An 18,768-nucleotide genomic window follows, 5' to 3' on the forward strand; every position below is an offset into this window, starting at 1 on the left:
GACACAAAAAGGCGGGCCATCTCCCGCAAGAGATGACCCGCCTCTCCAATCAGTCCCGCGGCAACCGTGGCCGCCGCGGGCCTCAAGCATGTCCCGGACTAGGAGAACATGCCGGTGAGGTAATCATTCAGCCGCTTATCCTTGGGCCGTTGGAAAATCTCGTCGGTCTCGTCGTACTCGACCATATCGCCCATGTAGAAAAACGCCGTGCGGTTGGACACGCGCGACGCCTGCTCCATGTTGTGCGTCACGATGACGATGGCGCGGTCGGCCACGATCGACGACATGAGGTCCTCGATCGCCAGCGTCGAGATGGGGTCGAGCGCCGAGCAGGGCTCGTCAAACAGGATTACGTCGGGGTTGAGCGCCAGCGTGCGCGCAATGCACAGACGCTGCTGCTGACCGCCCGAAAGCGCGTAGGCGCTCTTGTCGAGCTTGTCTTTGACCTCGTCCCACAGCGCGGCACCGCGCAGACTTTCCTCGACCATGCGGTCGAGCTCGTCACGGTCGGTGATGCCGTGGCGCTTGGGCGCAAAGGTGATGTTGTCGCGAATGGACTTGCGGAAGGGGTTTGGCTGCTGGAACACCATGCCGATGGAGCGACGCAGCTCGTACGTGTTCTCGGTCTTGGTGTTCACGTTGCGCCCGCGGTAGTTGATCTCGCCCTCCACGCGACAGCGGCGAATCTCGCGATTCATCAGGTTGAGGCTACGCAAGAAGGTCGACTTGCCGCAGCCCGAAGGCCCGATGAGCGCCGTGATCTCACCCTTGTGGAAGTCGAGCGACGTATTGTGCAGCGCATGGTGGTCGCCATAGTACACGTTGACGTCCTTGGCGGAGAGCACGACCTCGTCGCTCACGGCCTTGCCGCTCACGCGCACGCGCCTCTCGCTCTCCCCCACGCTCGACAGAAAGTCCTGGGGGGTGTCGGACGTGGCCGCCTCGGTTGCGGGCGTTGCATTCATATCGCTCATTCGGCCGTCATCTTCCTTGCCAGTTGCTTGCCCACGATACGGGCGACTACGTTAAACAGCAGCACGCAAATCATCAGCAGTGCCGCGGTGCCCCAGACGATCTGCTGGGCCTCGGGGCTGCCCTCGCCATAGATCTTGTAGATGTGCACGGCCAGCGACTCGCCGGGACGGAACACGTTCCAGGCGCAGGTGGGGCTCGACAGGTTAAAACTCAAGAAGTTCAGGCGAACCGGCGAGCTCATGCCCGAGGTAAAGAGCAGCGCCGCGGCCTCGCCAAACACGCGGCCGGCCGAAAGCACGATGCCGGTCACGATGGCGGGCATGGCCTCGGGAATCAGGATGTGCAGTGTGGCCTCCCAGCGAGTGAGGCCCATGGCCAGGCACGCATCGCGCTGGGCCTGCGGCACGTCCTCGAGCGCCTGCTGAATCACGCGCACCAGGATGGGGATGTTGAACATGGTGAGCGCGACGGCGCCGGAGATGATGGAGTACTTCCAGCCCAGCTGCACCGAGAACACCAGAAAGCCGAACATGCCTACGACAATGGAGGGCAGCGAGGACAGCGTCTCGATGGCGGCCGAGGCGATGTCGCGAATAGGCCCATCGGGCGCGTACTCAACCAAAAAGACCGCGCCGCCCAGGCTGATGGGCACCGAGATGATCAGGGTGATCAGCAGCAGATAGAACGAGTCGAACAGCTGGTAGAGCACGCCGCCCTGCGTTCCGTTGGCGCGTGCGGGCTGCGTGAGAAAGCCTGGCTGGAACAGCGTCGAGATACCCTCGAACAGGATGTAGGCCACCATGGAGACGACGATAAGCATGACGATGGCGACAATCGCCGTCAGCACGCCCGTGGCGATGCGGTCCTGCTTTTGGACACGCCCGAGTCTCGCCTCGTCGATGTGGATGCGCGTGCTAGCCACGAGCCTTCGCCCCCTTGCGGCCGATAAGGTGGATGATCAGGATAAAGATGAGGCTCATGCCCATCAGCAGCAGACCGAGCGCCCACAGAACGTCGTCCTGGGCCGAGCCCTCGGCATAGACCGCCATGGACGTGGTGAGCGTGGTGGTAATGGTCGAGGCAGGCGACAGCAGCGACGTCGGCATGGCCTCGATGCCGCCGATAACCATGCGCACGGCGAGCGTTTCGCCAAAGGCGCGGGTCATACCAAGGATGACCGCGGTCATGAGCGACGGCATGGCGGACTTGAGCACCACGTGCCAGATGGTCTGCCAGCGGGTATAGCCCAGCGCGAGCGAGCCCTGACGGTAGCTATCGGGCACGGCGCGCAGGCCGTCGACCGAAAGCGTAGTCATCGTCGGCAGAATCATGACCGCCAGTACGATGGCGCCGGGCAAGATGCCCAGACCCGTGCTTACGTGGAAAACGCTCTTCATAAGACCGACGACCACGTGAAAGCCAATCAGGCCAAAGACGACCGAGGGAATGCCGGTCAAAAGCTCAATAAGCGGCTGAAAGACCTTGGAGCCAAACTTAGGCTGGATCTCGACCGCAAAGATGGCAGAGCCGATGGCGATGGGCAGCGCGATGAGCGTGGAGAGCACCATGACCGCAAACGAGGTGACGATCAGGGGCAGGGCGCCGGTGTAGGGCAGGCCGTTTTCGGCTGTGTTGGCCAGGTCCCACTTGGTGCCGGTGAAGAACTCGACGACCGAGACGCCGTCCTTGAGAAAAGCCGAGAGGCCCTTTTGGGCGACCATAAAGATGAGCGCGGCAACGACAAGCGTCACGAGCGCTACGCACGCGCCCGTGACGCCCAGGCCCACGTTCTCAAGGTCGCGCTTTGGCAGCTGTTTTGCCATTGCAAACCTTTCCGGGGGCGATTGCTTATTTAGCAGAGACCTTGCCGCTGGCGTCCTTGACGACCTTCATGGCAGAGACGGGGATAAAGCCCTGCTCCTCGACGAGCTTACCCTGGACGTCGTCGGAGAGCATGAACTCTAGGAAGGCCTTGGTGGCCTCGTCGGCGTCCTTCGCGCAGTACATGTGCTCGGTAGCCCAGATCTTAAAGGAGTCGTCGGTGACATTTGCGCTCTTGGGCTCGACGCCCTCGACCTTAATGGCGTTGAACTTGGAGTCGTCGAAGTGCGAGAAGTCGAGGTAGGAGATGGCGTTGTCGGTGCTGCCCATCTGAGTCTGGACGTCGCCGGACTTGTCGAGCTCGGCGTCGCCCTTAAAGTCGACGGCCTCGTCACCAAAGACGGCGGCCTCGAAAGTGGCGCGGGTACCGGAGCCGGCCTTGCGGTTGAGGACGACGATGGTGGCGTCGTCGCCGCCGACCTCCTTCCAGTTGGTGATCTGGCCGGAGAAGATGCCCTTGAGCTGCTCGAGGGACAGGTCGTCGACCTTGACGTTCTTGGAGACGACGGGGCCCATGCCCACGACGGCGACCTCATGGTCGACGAGGTTCTTGACCTGGTCGGCCTCGAGCTTGGTCTCGGCGAAGACATCGGAGTTGCCGATGGTGACGGTGCCGGCGGCGACAGCGGTCAGGCCCTTGCCCGAACCGTTGCCCGAACCGGAGACGGAGACGTCGGGGTTGGCGTCCATGAACTTCTCGGCAGCGGCCTCGACGAGAGCCTGGAACGAAGAGGCGCCGTCGTAGGTCACCTCGCCGGAGACGGACTCGGCGGCGGTGCTACCCTTGGCGGCGGCGTCGGATGCGCCGGAGCCGCCACAACCAACGAGACCGAGACCGACGATGCTGGCAAGACCACCAGCGAGGCCGAGGAACTGACGACGAGAATAAGCCTGATCGAGCATGATCTTCCTTTCATACATGCGACTCGCGGGCACCCTGCCCGCTTTGCTGAAAGGAACGATACGGCCCCGACCGGGCAGCGGCTGCGCCAACTGCGGTTTCTTACGGGCATTTGATAGGCCCTTACCGCAAGCGCGGCTCGGCTTTACAAACGAATAACAAACCCGCCGCCAAGCATGACCCGCCTTTTACAAGGTAGTCATTGGGGACGTTCTTAAACGACCACCCCAGCGAGCGAGGATTATTGGACACTCAAATAACGAGAGTGGATAATCTCCCACTTTGAGCCTGTACACAGGCCAAAAACGGCAGACTATCCACTCTCATTCCGAGATGAGCTGCTACGCGGGCTGGTAATACCGCGTAACCCCAAGCAAGATATAGGGGTTTCCCAGGTGCCCGAGATTGCCCCGAAAGAGGAGCGCCGCGTACTTTGGTACGCAAGCGACGGTTTGAGGGGCAAGGTCGGGTGCCTGGGGAAGCCCTAGAGCTCGAGTTCGTTGAGGCGAAGGATCGCCACGATATAGATCTTGAGCGCCTGCTTGAGCTGTTCTTCGCTGGCGCACTCGTTGGGGCCGTGCATCTGGCCGCCCCATGCGGGCAGTTCCAGGCCAGTCTCCTCGAGACCAAACGAGACGGCGCGGGCAAAATTGCGCGCGTACGTGCCGCCGCCCATGGCAAAGGGCTCTGCATGCTTGCCCGTAAACTCGTTGTAGGTATCGATGAGCGCCTTCACGGCCGGGTCGTCGGCAGAGACCGAGAACGGCACCTTTGTACGACCCACGCGGCACGTCACGCCAAAGCGGCCCACGAGCGGCTCGAGCTGCTCACGGATGGTATCGGCGCTCGTGCTATCGGGGAAGCGCACGTCGATGACCTGCTCAATGTGGCCATCTGCCACACGAATGACGCCGGGGTTGCAGGTGAGCGGGCCAAACGCCGGGCTCGTCGCGTCGATACCCAGGCCGCGACCATAGGCGTCCGCATGCACAAAGGCCAAAAACTTGACAAACTCGTGCTCGGCAGGCGCCAGCAGGCGCTCGTTGCGTGCGCCAAACGTATCCTCCACCTCGCGCAGATACCCCACGATCAGGCCGACGGCATTAATCGTTCCCTCGGGCATCGAGGCATGGCCGCCGATACCGTGGGCAAAAATCTGCGCATGACCGTTGTCGAGCGTCGTAATCTCAAGGCGATCGGCGTTTTCGACGGGCGCCGGCAGCTCCTCGGCGGCAATCGCCAGCTCGCAGATAGACTGCGACGGAATGGCGTTGCTCGCCTCGGCACCGCTCCAGGACACAATGCGCCCGCCGTCGATCTTGGGGCTCACAAGCGTCGCCCCAAACTGGCCCTTCTCGGCATTGCAGACCGGAAACTCGGCATCGGGCGTAAACAAAAAGTCGGGGTCTGCGTGGTTCTCCAGATAATGGTGAACGTCGGACATGCCCACTTCCTCATCGCAGCCCAGCAGCGCGCGGAAAGTATAGCGCGGGGTAATGCCGTGCTTGAGCAGATAGGCGCCGGCGTAGAGTGACAGCACCGCCGGACCCTTGTCGTCGATAACGCCGCGGCCGAGCAGCCAGCCCTCGCGACGCTCCAGCGCAAACGGGTCGGTGTTCCAGCCCGGGCCGGCGGGCACCACGTCCACGTGGCAGATGGTCGCGAGCTGCTTGTCGCCGCGGCCAGGGATATCGGCAATGCCCACATAGCCCTCGTCGTCGCTCGTCTGATAGCCAAGCTTCTGCGCGATGCCGAGCGCACAGTCGAGCGCGTCACGGACCGGGCGGCCAAACGGCGCGCCGGGCTCTGCATCGGCAGAAACTGCCACGGACGGATAGCTCACCAGCTGCTCGATATCGGCGACGACATCTTCCCAGACCTCGTCGACATACTCAGCGACGCTCTGCTCCACCTGATTCATAGACTGCCTCCTTACCAATGAGCGGCAAGCGTACCCGCCCCTCACATTTAGTTCCTAGATAGAGAAAAGTTTAGCAAGCTCGGCCACCGAGTGCACCACTGCATCGGCACCCGCCGCCTCATGCTCACCCGGCGCCGCCGCGCCCGAATAGATGCCGATGCACGGCACGCCCATCGCGTGCGCGCCCTCGACGTCGTTAAAGCGATCGCCGATCATCACGGCATCGTCCGCCGTCGCGCCGAGCGCCGCCAGGGCATCGCGAACCGAATCGGCCTTGGTCTCGCGCCCCTGCGGCGGATTCATGCCAACCACGGCTTCGAACTGAGAAAGACCAAGCTCATGCACCATGTCGATGCATTTGGCCTCCATGCGTGACGTCGCCACGGCCATACGCTTGCCCCGGGCGGCCAACTCATCCAGCAGCTCGGGAATCCCATCGAACACGGGGTACTCCTCCGGTCCCAGCTCATCAAAAAAGGCGCGGTACTCGTCGGCCACCACAAGCGACTCCTCGCGGGAAAAGCCGTAAAAGTCGTGAAAGCTCTTCCACAGGGGCGGCCCGATCATGCGGCGCAGATCACCCATCTGCGTCTCCGAAAACCCGCGCGCAGCCAGCGTCTTGCGCGTCGAGGTCATCACTACCCGACCCGTATCGGCCACCGTGCCGTCAAAATCGAACAGCACAACCGGCCGCTCGCAAAGTTGCAATGCCGCCATCGGCACCCTTCTTCCCCAGTTGATGATTTCCACACCACCGCTTCAAACTGTTGACTATTCAACAATTGAACCTAGCAATGTAGAGCAACTCCACTATACTTGTCGCACTTTGCTTTCAGAAGGCGGCGCTGCCGCGCCCCAACGAAAGGTGCAATTATGTCTTTTGCCATCATAACCGACTCCACGTCGGACATCTCCCCCGCCCGTGCCCAAGAGCTCGGCATTTACGTGATTCCGCTGCATGTGATTATCGAGGGCGAGGACCTGCTCGACCAGGTGCAGATTACCGCCGAGGAATACGTCGCCCGCATGGCTGGCTCCGAGCAGCTGCCGCACACCTCGCAGCCGAGCGCCGGCGAGTTCAAGGCGCTGTTTGACCGCGTACGCGCCGATGGCCACGACAGCGCGATCTTTATCTCGCTGTGCAGCGAGTGGTCCGCCTGCTATTCCAACGCATGCCTGGTCGCCGAGACCCACGAGCTCGACGTGCGCTGCATCGATTCGCGCACCGGCTCGGGCGCCGAGGGCCTGCTGGTGGAGTACGCGCTGGCTATGCGCGAGGACGGCCGCAGCCTGGACGAGACCGAGGCGCAGATCCGCGCGGCCCTGCCCGACGCCCACCTGCTGCTGATTCCCCGCACGCTCGAGAACCTCGTTAAGAACGGCCGCGCGCCCAAGCTTGCCGGCCAGCTCACGCAGATGCTCAACATTCGCCTGGCCGTTTCGCCGGAGTGGAAATCGGGCGAGATCAAGGCCATCAAAAAGGGCCGCGGCGCCAAGCGCATCGTCGCCAACACCATGGCAGATTGCCTCGCGTTTTTGGACGAGCACCCGGGCTCAAGCGTGCGTGTGCTCACGACCGGCGCCGCCGAGGAGCAGGAACTTGTCAACGAGGCACTCGCGGGCCAGGATTACGTAGACGCCGGCACCGGCCCCATCGGCTGCACCATCGCCACCCATGTAGGCGTCGACGCCATCGCCATCAGCTACTGCCCCCGCTACCAGCCCATCCACTAGGGGCACCTTTACCACTTGCGGTGGAATAGGAACTGTTTTTGGCTTATCAGCCGCAAATCAATCCCTATTCCACCGCAACTTAGAAATCGGCGATCAGCCCAGCGGACCCTGAAACAGTTCCTGATGAGTGCCCATTCTCACCAGCCTAATCACTGGGTTAGTCTTATGGGGAAGATAAAGAACGACCACATCGACCAAGCCATCGGATAGGTGGAAATCGATGTGGCCGTTGTAGTTTCCGCCCGGGTTTGAGAGCTCGTGGGCGCCATACTCCGCCGGAAGTGACCCATGAGCCACAAGCTCTGCAACCGCCGCTTTAAACTCACTTTTTAGCTGCGGATGCATGCGCATCGTTCGTTTGTAGTCCACCTTAAATTGAGCCTCGACTTTAATCTCGAACATCGCTATTCCTCATCGAGGAATGACATAAGCTCATCAGCGTTATTGAATGACAGGCTATCGTCCGGCAAAATCCCCAGCTCATGAGCCTCGGCGATCACCATGGCGCGCCTCGTCACCTCGTTGGGCACCTCCGCCCTTCCTACAATCTCAAAAGGAATCTTTCGCTGATTTACCAGCTGCCGAACGGCAAGATTGAGATAGGAATTGAGGCTGAGGCCGACCGAATCCAAGAACTCAGTCGCCTGCTCCTTGAGCCCCTCTTCGATTCGAACCGTCGTAGGCTTAACTGTTGCTGTAGACATTTGCGACCTCCTCGCCCTCGTCTTTTACACCAGTATACCCAATATAAATGGCAATCTGATGTTAGATAACATCAGATTGCCATGCGTATTCATGTCGCGTGGGCACGATTGATCTACATCAGCCCGCTGAGCGCAATGTCAACGGCCTCGTTGAGGTCGTCGGTAATGTGTACCAGATCCGGATCGAGCGGGCTAATCATACCGGTGCTCATCACCGGGCCGTTGAGCCAGTCGAATAGGCCCTGCCAGTACTCGGTGCCCACCAGCACGAGCGGCATGCGCTTGACCTTGTGCGTCTGCACCAGCGTGAGAACCTCGAACATCTCGTCGAGCGTGCCAAAGCCGCCGGGAAATACGATGGCGCCCGAGCTGTACTTAACGAACATGGTTTTGCGCACAAAGAAGTAGCGGAAGTCCATGCCGAGGTTCACGTATTTATTGAGCCCCTGCTCGTGCGGAAGCTCGATACCCAAGCCGACCGACTTGCCGTTGGCGCTCGCCGCTCCCCTGTTGGCCGCCTCCATGACGCCGGGACCACCGCCGGTGATAACCGCCACGCCGCGCTGGGCGATCTTGCGGCCAACGGCGCGTGCCGCCTTGTAGAGCGGATCGGTCTTGGGCGTGCGGGCACTGCCGAAGATGGTCACCGCAGGACCAAGCTCGGCAAGTGCGCCAAAACCATCAACGAACTCTGCCTGAATGCGCAGCACGCGCCAGGGGTCGGTGTGCAACCAGTCGGTCGAGTCCTCGGGCGCCAGCAGGTTGGCGTAGGTGTTGTCCTTGGGAATCATGGGACCGCGCATGACCACGGGGCCGCGGCGGTACGTCTCGTCGTAGGCTGGCTCGCCCTCGACGTTCTCATTCTTAATCATGGGATACTCCTCTCGAGAAAAAGAAAAACGGGCGGGGTCGACGCCATGCGCCAAACATCCGCCCGAACATCAACTATTCGGTATGGTACCCACGATGCATCAAGTGCTTGCAAGCTATCGGTCATCGGTCGCGCAGACAGTGTTAGCGAACGTGATGACCGGCCGGCGCTCGCACCTTGCCGTTGCCCGCGCTCTGCAAGCGCTCGCGCCGCTCTTAGTAGTCCACCGCCGCAGGACTGTTCATCCAGTCGCTCACAAACGCGCCGTAGCGGCCCTCGATAATGGCCTGACGGGCACGCTGCATAAGGTTGAGCAGGTAATAGATGTTGTGCATCGACAGCAGAATACCGCCGAGCATCTCCTTCTGCGTGACCATGTGACGGATGAGCGCGCGGCTGTAGCCGCCCGTGCACACCGGGCAGGTGCAGGTGGGATCGATGGGGCCGTCGTCGTGCGCAAAGCGCGCGTTGCGGAAGTTAAGGCGACCTTCACTGGAGAACGCCGTACCCATGCGGCCGGTGCGCGTCGGCAGCACGCAGTCGAACATGTCGATGCCCACGCCCACGCCGCGCACGAGCGTGGTAGGGTTGCCGACGCCCATGAGGTAGCGAGGCTTGTGCTTAGGCATGTACTCGGAAACCAGCGGCGCCAGTGTCTCGAACATGGTCTCGTGGTCCTCGCCCACCGAGTAGCCGCCGATGCCATAACCCGGAAAATCGCCGCACTCCTCCAGATGACGCAGCGAGCGCAGGCGCAGGTCCAGGTGCATACCGCCCTGAACGATACCAAAGAGCGCCTGGTCATCGCGGGTATGAGCCTTATAGCAGCGCTCGGCCCACATGCTCGACAGCTCAACAGCGCGCTCAACGTAGGCGCGCGTGGCGGGATAGCCCGGGCACTGGTCGAGCTGCATGCAGATGTCGGAGCCGAGCTTCATGGCGATTTCCATGTTGTCCTCGGGCGTCCAGAACACGTGGCGACCGTCGTAGTCGTTGACGATAAAGCGCACGCCCTCGTCGGTGAGCTTGACGGCGTCGTTGTGGCTGAACACCTGGAAGCCGCCCGAGTCGGTGAGGATGGGGCCGTGCCAGTTCATGAACTTGTGCAGTCCGCCCAGCTCGGCGATGGTGTCCTCGCCGGGGCGCATGGACAGGTGGTAGGTATTGGCGAGCACGATCTGCGCGCCGAGCTGTTTGACGGTCTCGGTGGGAATGCCCTTGACGTTTGCCTTGGTGCCCACGGGCATAAAGATCGGCGTCTCGATATCGCCGTGCGGGGTATGCAGCACGCCGGCACGCGCGTGCGTGGTCGGGTCCTCGGCGATCAGGTCGAATTTAAAGAGGTTTTGATCCATAAACTGGAACTCCTTGGTTGCGGTTCATACGCAGACCATTATACGAGCAACCCGCAAGAAGCACCGACTCGACAGAAACTGGTGCGAGGAGGATACGGCAGGGACACGGCAAATGAGCGTGGATTTTTGGACGCTTACCGGATGAGCGTGGATAATCTCCCACTTTTTCCCAAAGCACAGCCCAAAAACGGGAGATTATCCACTTTCATTCTGCGGGCACTCATTTAAGTACGTCCCCGATGAGTGGAGCTATTTACCAGCCACGGCAACGCCGATATTTTGGCAACGTCAGCGAGCGGGTCGCATTTGAGACAAGGTGCCGTGAAATGAAAGGGCGCTGACCTTCTGGTCGCGCCCTTGAAATTGAACGGCAGATTGTCCAAATGCGGCCCGCGCAGCGTCGGCCGGTCCGCCGTTCGGTAGAACGGCGGAACCCCTAAGGACGCTGGCCCATGCCACCCTCGAGGGTGACGGTCTCGCCGTTCATATACTTAAAGTCGGGACCGCAGAGCTGAACGACGACGCGGCCGATTTCCTTCTCGACGTCGCCGTAGTGACCCGCCGGCGGCATGTGGACGTTGGCCTTGAACGCCTCGGGATAGGCATCCTGGAAGTTCTCGAGCGCGGCGGTCCAAGCAAGCGGGCAAACGATATTGACGTTGATGCCGTCCTTGCCCCACTCGTTGGCGGCAACGCGAGTCAGACCACGGATGCCCTCCTTGGCGGCGGCATAGCTGCACTGACCATAGTTGCCAAACAGGCCGGCGCCCGAAGCAAAGTTGACCACGGAGCCCTTGGTCTCCTTCAGGTGCGGGTAGGCCTTCTGCATGTACAGGTAGGTGGCATACAGACCGGAGTAAATGGCGAGGTTGAACTGGTCCATGGTGTGATCGGCGATCGTCACGCCCGAAGCGCTGGCCTGAGCATTGTTGACGACGGCGTCGATGCGGCCGAACTCCTCAATGGCCTTGTCGATGACGTTCTGGACGACGGCCTCGTTGTCCTGACCAGCCGAGACATCGGCCTGAACAGGCAGAACCTTGACGCCGTACTCGGCCTCGAGGGATTCCTTGGCAGCCTCGAGCTTGGCAACGTTGCGGCCGGTAATGACGAGGTTTGCGCCCTCCTTGGCAAAAGCGATATCGATACCGTAGCCGATGGAGCCAGCGGAGCCGTCCTTGAGCGTGGCCTTGCCGCCGCCGGTGACGATCACGGTCTTACCAGTGAAAAGTCCCATATAAAGTCCTTTCAAATCGCGACGGGCCTGCCCGTCGACTGCGCGCATCCAACTTCACGCGCCAAAAGCTGAAATGCAACTTTAGCGGGTTCAAGTGAAAAATAAAGCCCATGGCAGGCGAACGGCGCAACGTCTTTCGGCGAAGGGAATGTCAAGTACAAACTGGATAAAGTGGCCGAGTTTTTGCTATCGACGCGAGCCATCGAACACGTTTTGAAACTTTGCTGCAGCGCGCGGGATGTCGGCGCGAGACTTTATCATAGGGTGACAAACAACGATGAGGAGCACATGCCTATGACAGACGAGCTGGACCCCCAGACTCAACAGCATATTGATGATTCCGCAGACGTCACTGCAGATGCCGACGCTGTGACCTGCGATGATATTGACCTCGACGGCCCATTCTTGGACGAAAGCGCTACGGCGGAAACCCCTGGCGCCGAAGATGCAGACGAGCAAAACGACGATGCGCCCGCTCAGGACGACCGCCCCGTACAGGATGCTGCTCCGCAAGCTGCGGGCCCTATCGAGGTTTCTTCGGAAGAAGAGCTCGACGCCGTCATGGACTCCATGATGGATGCCGTCAAAGCGATGAAAGACGCCGTGGCCGACGCTGACGTTGACGCCGAGGAAGAGGAGGCCGCCGAGGCAGCCTCGACCTTCGTACCCGGCGAGACTCCGGTTGCCGACCAGGGCAGCACCATGCCCTCGTTTCTGCAGCTCGAGCATCCCACGATTGGCACCGATGCGGTCGACCCGCACGCAGCAGGCTTTTCTGTGATCGAAGGCGGTACCGGCAATATCGCCGTGCCGCAGACTGCCGATGCGGACGCTGCCGACACCGCTCGCCCGACCGCCCCGCACTCCTCCGCCGCGAGCCGCGATCTGGGGACCGCTGTCTCGAACACTGCGAACGCCGTGGGCACCTTTATCGCCCAGGGTGCCTCGGCCATGCGCGAGATGAACGCCGCGAAAAAGGCACTTGCCGATGCCCGCGCCCACCTGGCCGAACTTGAGCAGCGCATTGCCGATCAGGCCGAGGAACTCGAGACGCGCCAGGATATCGCAGGCCGCTACGACCAGATCGTCGCCGACCAGCGCCAGGCGATTGCCACGGCCCAAAAGACTGCAGCGGCCGCCGAGATTGATCGTGATGCCCACGCCTCCAAAGCGACAGAGCTCAAGGGTCAGCTCGAACAAATGAAGACAGAGGATGACGCGACTGAGCTCCGCCTGAAGGCCGCGCTCGACGCCGTGGAGGCCCGCGAGGCGAGCTCTCGCGAGACCGGCAACCGCCTCGTTCGACGTCTTGAGGATTCCAAGCGCATCCGCGACAAGGTGAAGGCCGAGCGAGACGCCGGCATTGCGGCCGCACAACAAACCGTCGACGCCACGCGCGCCCAGCTCGAGACGCTGCGCCATGAGTATGCCGAGCTGCAACGCAATCCCTCGGCAAATCCCGCCAACTATACGGTGCGCACCAGCGAGCTCTCGATGCAGATTTCCGACACGGCAGATGCCCTGCGTAAAGCCGAAGAAGATGTCCCGCGCATCACCGCCGACCTTGAGCACTCGCTTGCCGCAGCCGAGCAGGCCGTCGAGCAGGCTCAAGCCCCTATCGCCGACGCAAAACGCGCGCACCAAGCCGTGACGACCGAAGCCGATGCCGCGCGCGACGAGCTGCAGACGGCGAAGACAGCCGCCGCGACTCGTCAGCGCGAACTGCGCGAGAAGATCACTGCCGAGGACAAGGCACGCCGCGACCAGGAGCAGAGCATCGCCAACGCCCAAGCAGATGCCGCACATGCGCAGTCGATCATCGAACAGGCGACCGAAGTGCACGACCACCCAGAGATCACTGAGTCGCTTGCAGGATCCTTGGCCCGAGACAAAGCCGAACACGCCGAGACCGAGCGAGAAGTCGCCCAGCTCGAGGCCACCGAGGACGCGGTGCGCGAACGTACCCGCGACTCACGCATCAAATTCACCGGCGCCATCGTCTGCATCGTCGCCGCAATCCTGGCGATCATCCTAGCCTGGCTGTTCGCAAGCAAGTAGTCATTGGGGACGTTCTTAAACGACTAGTCAAACAAGAACGTCCCCAACGACTAGCCCAATGACGAGAGTGGATAATCTCCCACTTTGAGCCCCCAAGCAGGCCAAAAACGGGAGATTATCCACTCTCATTCTGCAGGCACTCATTTAAGTACGTCCCCAATGAGTACCTGCCGATGCTTTGGCGAAGTCAGCGAAAACGCCCCTAAGCGAGCAAGGTGACGTGAAAGAGGGGGGCATTGACCTTCTGGTCATGCCCGACGATTGAACGTCAGATTGCCGCTTAGGAGGGTTTGCAGCGTCGGCCGGTTACGGCGTTTGTAAAACGCCGTAACCTACAAAATGAGCATGGCGTCGCCAAAGCTGAAGAAGCGATAGCGCTCCTCGATAGCGGCGGCGTAGGCATCCATGATCTGGTCGCGGGAGGCCAGCGCGCTCACGAGCATCATGAGCGTAGAGCGCGGCACGTGGAAGTTCGTGATCAGCGCGTCGACCACGTGATAGGTCGAGCCAGGCATGAGGTAGAGCTGCGTCGTCGCGTTCTCGCGCACCACGATGTCACCGCGGCCGAGCGTGTCGGCGCCGTCCTCACGGCCTTCAAAATAACGCGCTGTCACGGCCGGATCGGACACCGGGGCATCCGTGTCAAAGGCGCTCTCGAGCGAGCGCACTGCAGTGGTGCCGACGGCGATCACGCGATGCCCCTCGGCCTTAGCCTTATGCACAGCGTCGACAACCTCCTGCGACACGTGGTAGCGCTCGGTGTGCATCACATGCTGCGTGGGATCGTCCTCCTCCACCAAACGGAAGGTATCGATGCCCACCTCGAGCTCGACGGCGGCAAACTTCGCGCCCTTGGCCTCGATAGCCGCCATGAGCTCGGGCGTAAAGTGCAGACCCGCCGTGGGAGCGGCAGCCGAGTGCTCCTCCTTCATGGCATAGACGGTCTGGTACTTCTCGGGATCGCCTTCGTAATCGGTAATGTAGGGCGGCAGCGGCACGTGACCGGCGGCGTGAATGGCCTCGTCGAGCGTGCGCGGCTCGCCGGCGGCATTGCAACCGGCCGGCTCAAAGCGCACCAGACGGCCGCCGCGGCTATCGGTGACAAAGTCGACGACCTCGGCCGTCAGCACCACGGGCGCGCCCTCGGGCGCATGGGCGCCACCGGCGCGATACTCAATCTGAGCACCGGGCTTCAGGCGCTTACCCGGCTTGACCAGGCACTCCCAAACGTGGCCCAGCGGGTCAACGTCCTCGCGGCGCTTGAGTAGCAGCGTCTCGACCACGCCGCCCGAGCCTGCCTTGCGACCGATCAGGCGGGCCGGCATCACGCGTGTCTTGTTGATGACGAGCACATCGCCCGGCTCGATATAGTCGATGATGTCGCGGAAGATGCGGTGCTCGACGGTGCCGCCATGCTCCAGCGGCGTTCCTGCCTGGGAGCCTTTGCGATCCACCACCAGCAGGCGGCAGGAGTCACGCGGCTCGGCAGGAGCCTGGGCAATCAGTTCCTCAGGAAGGTTATAGTCAAAATCATCGGTACGCATAGACACGTCGGATTCTCCTTATATAGCTAAAGTCCGCTCTACATCCTAGCAGGCTAACGTCCCAAATGAACTACTTTTTGGCGGCTTTACGCTCATCGCGGATACGGGCGCGGTCCATGGCCGCCTCGACGGCCGAGAAGCGGCAACCACAGTAGTTCTGCCGATACATGCCAAGCTCGCGCGAACGACGCGTGGCCTCGGGGTAATACGGGCGAAAATCGCGAATGACCGGGGTGAGCCCATGTGCCGCTGCCAAGCGCTCAAGCACGTCATTACAGGTATCGAACAGCTGATACGGCGAGACGGCGAGCGTCGTACCCACAAACTCAAACCCGTGCTCCTGGGCCACGCGGCACGCCTCGGCCAGACGCAGGGCATAGCACGCGCGACAGCGACGGGGCCGATCGGCACCCAGCGGGGCCACGCCGGCCTCCCAGCGCTCGCGATCCTCGCTTGCCTCAATGAGCTCGATGCCGCCGTCGGCACACCACCGGCGCAGCTCGTCCAGGCGGCGCTGCCATTCATCGCGCGGCTGAATATTGGGGTTGGTCCAGCAAATCGTGGGCTCAAACCCCTCCTCGCGCAGCAGGCGGACCGGCTCAAGCGAGCACGGCGCACAGCACGCATGCAGCAGCAGCGGCTTCATGGACATCTCCTCTCCCAGAAAAATCATCCCAAAAAGACTACCTTGCGAAAAAGCGAACGCCAAAGGACGTGTCCTCGCAGGCGACAATGCGGCGGTCGCGCAAAATGGTCCGCACGTAATACCAGTCGCCCACACAGCCCGACAAATGCAAGCCGGCCGCCAGGTAGCACAGCAGCGGATAGCCCGAACATGTAAACCCCAGGGCAAACGCCGCCGTCACGATAACCGTCGGCGCCAGGCAAACCGCCATGTACCGCCGGCGCGAATACACAACGCCCTCGGCGCAGGCGTAAATCATGCAGGTTTCGAGATTTGCTCCGAAGGTCACCCGAGCACCAGCAGGCGCAAACAGCTTAAAGAACACCGCGTGCACCAGCTCGTGCACGGCAAATGACGCCGCCGAAACCGCACCCAAGCCGATTATCCAGCCCAAGACGGCCATCCAGCCGCCCGCGTCAGCCGCATCCAAGTCTGCAGGCCCGCCCAGCAGCATAAACACCGGCACCAGGCACACGGCAAATGCACCAAGCACTGCCATCCCCCACACAAAGCAGGCGTGCAGAAAATCCTCGTCCTCAAACGCATGTATGTTGGAAATCTCATTCATAGCATCTTAGGATAGCGCCCCTGCCACGTACCCGTCCGCATGTGCGATAATGTCGAACGATATGCACGAATTGACCACCGCGTCGCCAGGCCTTGCGCCCGGCCGCGCTCTCACCATATGCGAAGGAGTCCCATGGCATCCAAATACTCCATGAACGACCGTCCCAGCTGGCCTCGCCGCGCCATCGTTACCGCCGGCGAGCCCTACGGCAACAAGGGCCTTCACTTTGGCCACGTTGGTGGCGTCTTTGTCCCGGCCGACTTCTTCGCCCGCTTCCTGCGCGACCGTCTGGGCCGCGAGAACGTCATCTTCACCTCGGGCACCGACTGCTACGGCTCGCCCATCATGGAGAGTTACCGCAAGCTCAAGGAGAACGAAGGCTACGACAAGTCCATCGGCGAATATGTCGAGTCCAATCACTCCCGCCAGGCCGCGACCCTCAACAACTACAACATCAGCTGCGATATCTACGGCGGCTCGGGCCTTGAGCCGGCGGCCCAGATCCATAACGAGGTTACCGCCGAGATTATCGAGCGCCTGCACGAGCAGGGCACCATCTCCAAGCGCTCCACGCTGCAGTTCTACGACGCCAAGGCCGGCACATTCCTCAACGGCCGCCAGGTCATCGGCCGCTGCCCCATCCAAGGCTGCAAGTCCGAGAAGGCGTACGCCGACGAGTGCGACCTGGGTCACCAGTTTGAGCCCGAGGAGCTCATCGCGCCCAAGAGCCAGCTCACCGGCGAGGTGCCCGAGCTGCGCCCGGTCGACAACCTCTACTTCGACCTGCCGGCCTACCTCGACTTTATGAAGACCTACACCGCCAAGCTCGCCCAGAACCCGCAGGTTCGCTCCGTGGTCTCCAAGACCATGGAGGAGTGGCTGCTGCCGGCACAGCTCTACATTCAGAACAAATTCCGCGAGGCCTTCGATGCCGTCGAGGACCAGCTGCCCGAGCACACCGTGCTGGAGCCCGAGGGCAACAAGAGCAGCTTTACCGTCACCTTCCCCAGCTGGAAGGAACGCGACGACGCCCACGCGGTGCTCGCCAACGGCGGCGTGCGTTTCCGCAGCGGCAAGGCGCTCGTGCCCTTCCGCATCACCGGCAACATCGACTGGGGCGTTCCGGTGCCCGAGGTTGACGGCGTGAACGACGTCACCTGCTGGTGCTGGCCCGAGAGCCTGTGGGCGCCCATCAGCTACACCCGCACCGTACTCGCTCGCGACGCCCGCGCCGCCGGCGTGACCGAGGGCGTCGCCGCCCAGGATGCCGCCCTCATGGGCGAGCCCGCCGCCGATTCCACGCAGGTCCCCGCGCCCACCTACCAGCACAGCTCGCTCGACTGGCGCGACTGGTGGTGCTCTGACGACGCGCAGATCTACCAGTTCATCGGTCAGGATAACATCTATTTCTACTGCATCGCGCAAACCGCCATGTGGGAGGCCCTGGGTTGGGACCTTACGCAGAGCACCGTCAGCGCCTGCTATCACCTGCTCTACATGGGCAAAAAGGCCAGCTCGTCCTCGCAGACGCCTCCCCCGCCGGCAGACGACCTGCTCAACCACTACACCTGCGAGCAGATGCGCGCGCACTGGCTGTCGCTCGGCCTATCCGAGAAGCCGGTGAGCTTTAGTCCCAAGGCATACGACACGCGTGTGACCGGCAAGGACAAGGACGGCAACGAGGTGCGTGCCTGCGACGACAAGCGCGTTATCGATCCGGCCCTTAAGGAGAGCGCCCTTTTGACCGGCGTGTTCAACCGCCTGGCCCGCAGCTGCTTCTACGGCGTCGCCGCCAAGGAGGGCGACGAGAGCCCCTATCGCAACGGCTGCATCCCCGCCGGCGCCGCCTCCGCCACCGTGGTCGAAGCCGCCGAGCAGGCAGCTCTCGCCTTTGAGCAAGCCATGTACAAGTTCGAGACGCACCGCGCGCTTGCCGTGTGCGACGACTACCTGCGTGCCGCCAACAAGCGCTGGAGCGACGCCTCCAAGGCCGCCAACAAGCTCGAGGGCGAGCCGGCCAATGCCGCGATGACGCAGGCCCTTGTCGACGCCTTTACCGAGCTGCGCGTGGCGACCGTCCTGATGCACGGTATTGTGCCGGCCGGCTGCGAGCTCATCTGCGAGTACTTCGACGTCGACCCGGTCGCTTTCTTTAGCTGGGATAACATCTTTGCCTCCACGGACGAGTTCGTGGAGATCCTGGGCGAGAAGCCCGGCGAGCACCGCGTGAAGCCGCTGCCCCCGCGCTTCGACTTCTTTAGCAAGCACGAGAGCCAGTACTAAAGCACGCCAGCAGCGGCGTGTCCGGAAAGTAGTCAATTTGGGATGGGAAGG

The 18,768-nt window shown here is 62.0% G+C and carries 17 protein-coding genes; 3 read left to right on the forward strand and 14 right to left on the reverse strand.

From position 1 onward, the window contains the following. Positions 1 to 98 precede the first annotated feature (98 nt). From pstB to DXB86_RS01605, 6 genes are all read right to left on the reverse strand, one after another. On the reverse strand, positions 99 to 974 hold the full coding sequence (pstB, locus tag DXB86_RS01580; RefSeq protein WP_117564461.1) for a phosphate ABC transporter ATP-binding protein PstB: 876 nt from the start codon (positions 972 to 974) through the stop codon (positions 99 to 101). After that, positions 971 to 1,897 (reverse strand): phosphate ABC transporter permease PstA, encoded by a 927-nt coding sequence (gene pstA, locus DXB86_RS01585; RefSeq protein ID WP_117735918.1) that lies wholly within the window; start codon positions 1,895 to 1,897, stop codon positions 971 to 973. Before pstA ends, pstB begins: the two co-directional genes overlap by 4 nt. Further along, positions 1,890 to 2,798, reverse strand: coding sequence for a phosphate ABC transporter permease subunit PstC (pstC, locus tag DXB86_RS01590; RefSeq protein ID WP_117735919.1), 909 nt, complete (start codon positions 2,796 to 2,798; stop codon positions 1,890 to 1,892). Before pstC ends, pstA begins: the two co-directional genes overlap by 8 nt. 25 nt (positions 2,799 to 2,823) lie before the next feature. Continuing rightward, on the reverse strand, positions 2,824 to 3,759 hold the full coding sequence (locus tag DXB86_RS01595; RefSeq protein WP_117735920.1) for a phosphate ABC transporter substrate-binding protein: 936 nt from the start codon (positions 3,757 to 3,759) through the stop codon (positions 2,824 to 2,826). A gap of 482 nt (positions 3,760 to 4,241) precedes the next feature. Next, positions 4,242 to 5,678: a M20 family metallopeptidase gene (locus DXB86_RS01600; RefSeq protein ID WP_117735921.1), complete on the reverse strand. Its 1,437-nt coding sequence runs from the start codon at positions 5,676 to 5,678 to the stop codon at positions 4,242 to 4,244. A gap of 54 nt (positions 5,679 to 5,732) precedes the next feature. Further along, entirely contained in the window at positions 5,733 to 6,395 is a 663-nt protein-coding gene (locus tag DXB86_RS01605) for an HAD hydrolase-like protein (RefSeq protein WP_117735922.1), read from the reverse strand. A gap of 156 nt (positions 6,396 to 6,551) precedes the next feature. Here DXB86_RS01605 and DXB86_RS01610 point away from each other — a divergent pair, with 156 nt between their 5' ends. Continuing rightward, positions 6,552 to 7,412 carry a DegV family protein gene (locus DXB86_RS01610; protein WP_117735923.1) on the forward strand — a complete coding sequence of 287 codons (861 nt, stop codon included), beginning with the start codon at positions 6,552 to 6,554 and terminating at the stop codon, positions 7,410 to 7,412. 93 nt (positions 7,413 to 7,505) lie between these two features. Here DXB86_RS01610 and DXB86_RS01615 read toward each other — a convergent pair whose 3' ends face one another. The 5 genes from DXB86_RS01615 to DXB86_RS01635 all read right to left on the reverse strand — a co-directional run bounded on the left by DXB86_RS01615 (position 7,506) and on the right by DXB86_RS01635 (position 11,579). Next, positions 7,506 to 7,814: a type II toxin-antitoxin system YafQ family toxin gene (locus DXB86_RS01615; RefSeq protein ID WP_055250871.1), complete on the reverse strand. Its 309-nt coding sequence runs from the start codon at positions 7,812 to 7,814 to the stop codon at positions 7,506 to 7,508. Between the two features lie 2 nt (positions 7,815 to 7,816). Next, positions 7,817 to 8,116 (reverse strand): type II toxin-antitoxin system RelB/DinJ family antitoxin, encoded by a 300-nt coding sequence (locus tag DXB86_RS01620; RefSeq protein ID WP_055250873.1) that lies wholly within the window; start codon positions 8,114 to 8,116, stop codon positions 7,817 to 7,819. A gap of 113 nt (positions 8,117 to 8,229) precedes the next feature. Continuing rightward, positions 8,230 to 8,988, reverse strand: coding sequence for a TIGR00730 family Rossman fold protein (locus tag DXB86_RS01625; protein WP_117564470.1), 759 nt, complete (start codon positions 8,986 to 8,988; stop codon positions 8,230 to 8,232). 214 nt (positions 8,989 to 9,202) lie between these two features. Further along, positions 9,203 to 10,342: a tRNA guanosine(34) transglycosylase Tgt gene (gene tgt, locus DXB86_RS01630; RefSeq protein ID WP_022093813.1), complete on the reverse strand. Its 1,140-nt coding sequence runs from the start codon at positions 10,340 to 10,342 to the stop codon at positions 9,203 to 9,205. Positions 10,343 to 10,778: 436 nt separating this feature from the next. Beyond that, positions 10,779 to 11,579 carry an SDR family NAD(P)-dependent oxidoreductase gene (locus DXB86_RS01635; RefSeq protein WP_006235414.1) on the reverse strand — a complete coding sequence of 267 codons (801 nt, stop codon included), beginning with the start codon at positions 11,577 to 11,579 and terminating at the stop codon, positions 10,779 to 10,781. A 294-nt stretch (positions 11,580 to 11,873) separates the two neighbouring features. Here DXB86_RS01635 and DXB86_RS01640 point away from each other — a divergent pair, with 294 nt between their 5' ends. Then, positions 11,874 to 13,637, forward strand: a complete 1,764-nt coding sequence (locus tag DXB86_RS01640; protein ID WP_117735924.1) for a hypothetical protein — start codon at positions 11,874 to 11,876, stop codon at positions 13,635 to 13,637. Positions 13,638 to 13,969: 332 nt separating this feature from the next. Here the strand turns inward: DXB86_RS01640 and queA are convergent, their stop codons facing one another. The 3 genes from queA to DXB86_RS01655 all read right to left on the reverse strand — a co-directional run bounded on the left by queA (position 13,970) and on the right by DXB86_RS01655 (position 16,434). After that, the gene (gene queA, locus DXB86_RS01645; protein ID WP_117735925.1) at positions 13,970 to 15,181 is read right to left on the reverse strand and encodes a tRNA preQ1(34) S-adenosylmethionine ribosyltransferase-isomerase QueA; all 1,212 of its coding nucleotides are present in this window, start codon (positions 15,179 to 15,181) and stop codon (positions 13,970 to 13,972) included. 70 nt (positions 15,182 to 15,251) lie between these two features. Continuing rightward, on the reverse strand, positions 15,252 to 15,827 hold the full coding sequence (locus DXB86_RS01650) for an epoxyqueuosine reductase QueH (protein WP_117735926.1): 576 nt from the start codon (positions 15,825 to 15,827) through the stop codon (positions 15,252 to 15,254). A gap of 37 nt (positions 15,828 to 15,864) precedes the next feature. Next, positions 15,865 to 16,434, reverse strand: coding sequence for a DUF3267 domain-containing protein (locus DXB86_RS01655; protein WP_117735927.1), 570 nt, complete (start codon positions 16,432 to 16,434; stop codon positions 15,865 to 15,867). Positions 16,435 to 16,566: 132 nt separating this feature from the next. Between DXB86_RS01655 and DXB86_RS01660 the strand changes: the two genes are divergently transcribed. After that, on the forward strand, positions 16,567 to 18,717 hold the full coding sequence (locus DXB86_RS01660; RefSeq protein WP_117735928.1) for a methionine--tRNA ligase: 2,151 nt from the start codon (positions 16,567 to 16,569) through the stop codon (positions 18,715 to 18,717). Positions 18,718 to 18,768 lie beyond the last annotated feature (51 nt).

Source organism: Collinsella sp. OM06-18AC, from assembly GCF_003438785.1.
Taxonomy (GTDB): domain Bacteria; phylum Actinomycetota; class Coriobacteriia; order Coriobacteriales; family Coriobacteriaceae; genus Collinsella.